Raw genomic sequence first — 2,357 nt, forward strand, 5'->3', positions numbered from 1 at the left:
GGCGCCGGACCGCGCGGGCCGTGGGGCGGCTGGGCTCGGGGGTGCGCTGGGTCGGTGTGACGAAGCTGACCGCCGGCCGCGGCGAGGGCAGCCCGACCAGCGTCTGGCTGTCGTGAAAGTCGCCGTCGCGCAGCCGGTCGCCGGCCTGCGACGAGTTGGGCGTCGGGGTGAACGTGGACAGGTGGACGAAGGCCATGGGATCGATGGGCGGCGGGTTCCAGGCCTCGCGCAGCAGCCGGCGGGTTCCCGTGGCCGGATCGTCGGTGGGGCCGATCAGCCCGCGCAGCAGATCATCCGCGCTGGGCCGCTCGGCGGGCTCCTTCACCAGCGCCGCGATCACCGCGGACCGCAGCTCGGCGGGCACGTCATCGGTGTCGGCCTCGCTGTGCACGACCCGGTAGAGCAGCGCGTCGGCGCGGCCGGTGCCGAACGGGGGCCGGCCGGTCGCCGCGTAGAGCACGGTCAGGCCCCAGGCAAAGATGTCGGCCGCGGGGCCGACCTCGCCGTGCCCGGTGACCTGCTCGGGCGCCATGTAGCCGGGGCTGCCGAGCAGGACCCCGGTGCGGGTCGCGACCGTGGCGTCGACCGCCGCCGCGATCCCGAAGTCGATCACCTTGGGGCCGTCGCCGCTGAGGATGACGTTGCCGGGTTTGAGATCACGGTGGACGATGCCGGCACCGTGGATCGCGCTCAGCGCCTCCGCGAGGCCGGCGGCGAGCGCCACGACGACCGGCGTGTCCATGGCGCCCCGGGTGGCGATGGTCTCGGCGAGGCTCTGCCCGGGGATGAGCTCGGTGGCCATCCACGGATCCTCGGCGTCGGGGTCGGCGTCGACCAGCCGGGCGGTGCAGGCACCGCCCACCGCGCGGGCCGCCTCGATCTCGCGGCGGAAACGCGAGCGGAACTCCGGCTCGGCGGCGTAGTCCGACCGGATCACCTTCAGCGCGACCAACTGCCCGGTGTCGTCGTCCTCGCCGAGGTACACGATGCCCATCCCGCCGGAGCCGAGCCGCGCGGTCAGCGCGAACCGGGCGACCCGCTCCGGGTCACCCGAGCGCAGCGGCCTCGGCGGCACCACGCCCCTCCTTACGTCGTTCTTTCCACCATCCGCGATCGTCAGCCCACCCGCCGGACGCCTAAGGCTCCGCCCGAGTCCGGCCCCCTCCGATCGGGGCCGAAGGCCCCGCCGCCGGTGTCACCCCACGGTGCTCGCGGAACCTGTGGTGAGGATGTGCGACGGTCCGGCCGTGCGTCCCATGTCCTCATCAGACGACTCCGGGCACCGGGGAAGTTCCGCCGCCGGACGTGGCGGGGATCGCCACCGGATGACGGAACTCGCGACCGCGGTGGCATGCCGGGTGGCGTCAGCGGAGGGCCGGCTGTTCGCACGGCCGGCTCCAAAAGCGCTGGCCTGGGCCCGGCCGCTCGCCGCCGCCAAAGCAATGGACAAAGTGCGCCGGCAGGGCAGTACCAGGCCCCGGTGCCTTCACCGGAAGCGGTGGCAGGTGTGCCCCCGGAGGCGGAACGGTTCGCTGCGGTGTCACAAATCGGACTGTACCGATGGAACCACAGCTACCCGGCCATTCGACTCCCGGGACACCCACCTATCGGTTACCCCAACCGGCCGCCTCTCCAGACGGCCCCCTCGACCCTTCCCTCGAAAACGCCCCCTACCGCGGCGGAGAAGCCGGTGGAGCTTCCCCGGGGGCTTCTCCGCCGCGGGCGCCGTCAGCTTTCGGGGACGATCCGCCGAGCCCTCACGAGAATGACTCGATCAACGAGTTCAACCCGTTCCTCGACGGTGGCAGGCACCTCCGGCGACGGGACGTGACCGGCCTCGCCGGCGGCGCCGCCGCGCACGACGAAGATTCTTCTATTCCGACCCTTCGCGGCCCCCGGGATGCCCGAACCGGTGATTCCCGCACAGGCGGTCCGACCCAGTCGGTGAATGGCCTTCGTTTCTGCCACGAAACCTCCCAGATCAAAGTTGCACTCAAACTTAACATGACAACGGGGGAACGACGAACGCCCACCCGGTCGGCTCCGGTGAATGTGAGGCGACTAATAATCACCGACGCCGACCACGCCCCGGTTCCCCGCCGGCAGAATTCAGCTGCCACGCTCTTGCCGGCGGTAAAACACGAGGTCCACGGGTTTTACGGCGGTCCGAGCGCGCGACCCGCACCGGGTGTCGGGCTTCGGCCGAGCACGGCACCGAAAGCGCTACGACAGGTGGCCGGGCCCCACCGCGGTGGGGAGTACAAACGACACCCGAACGACACCCGACACAAGGGGAACCCACCGCACGGGCTTGACCACCCCACCAGTGCCACCCTGGGCTACGCCCGCACCCCACC

General features: G+C 71.7%; 1 protein-coding gene. It reads right to left on the reverse strand.

The window, feature by feature from the left end:
- A partial coding sequence (locus NBZ83_RS31685; protein ID WP_261576460.1) for a serine/threonine-protein kinase occupies window positions 1–1,075 on the reverse strand: 1,075 nt, incomplete at its 3' end.
- Between the last annotated feature and the right edge of the window lie 1,282 nt (window positions 1,076–2,357).

It is taken from the genome of Frankia gtarii (genome assembly GCF_025403375.1).
GTDB lineage: Bacteria > Actinomycetota > Actinomycetes > Frankiales > Frankiaceae > Frankia > Frankia gtarii.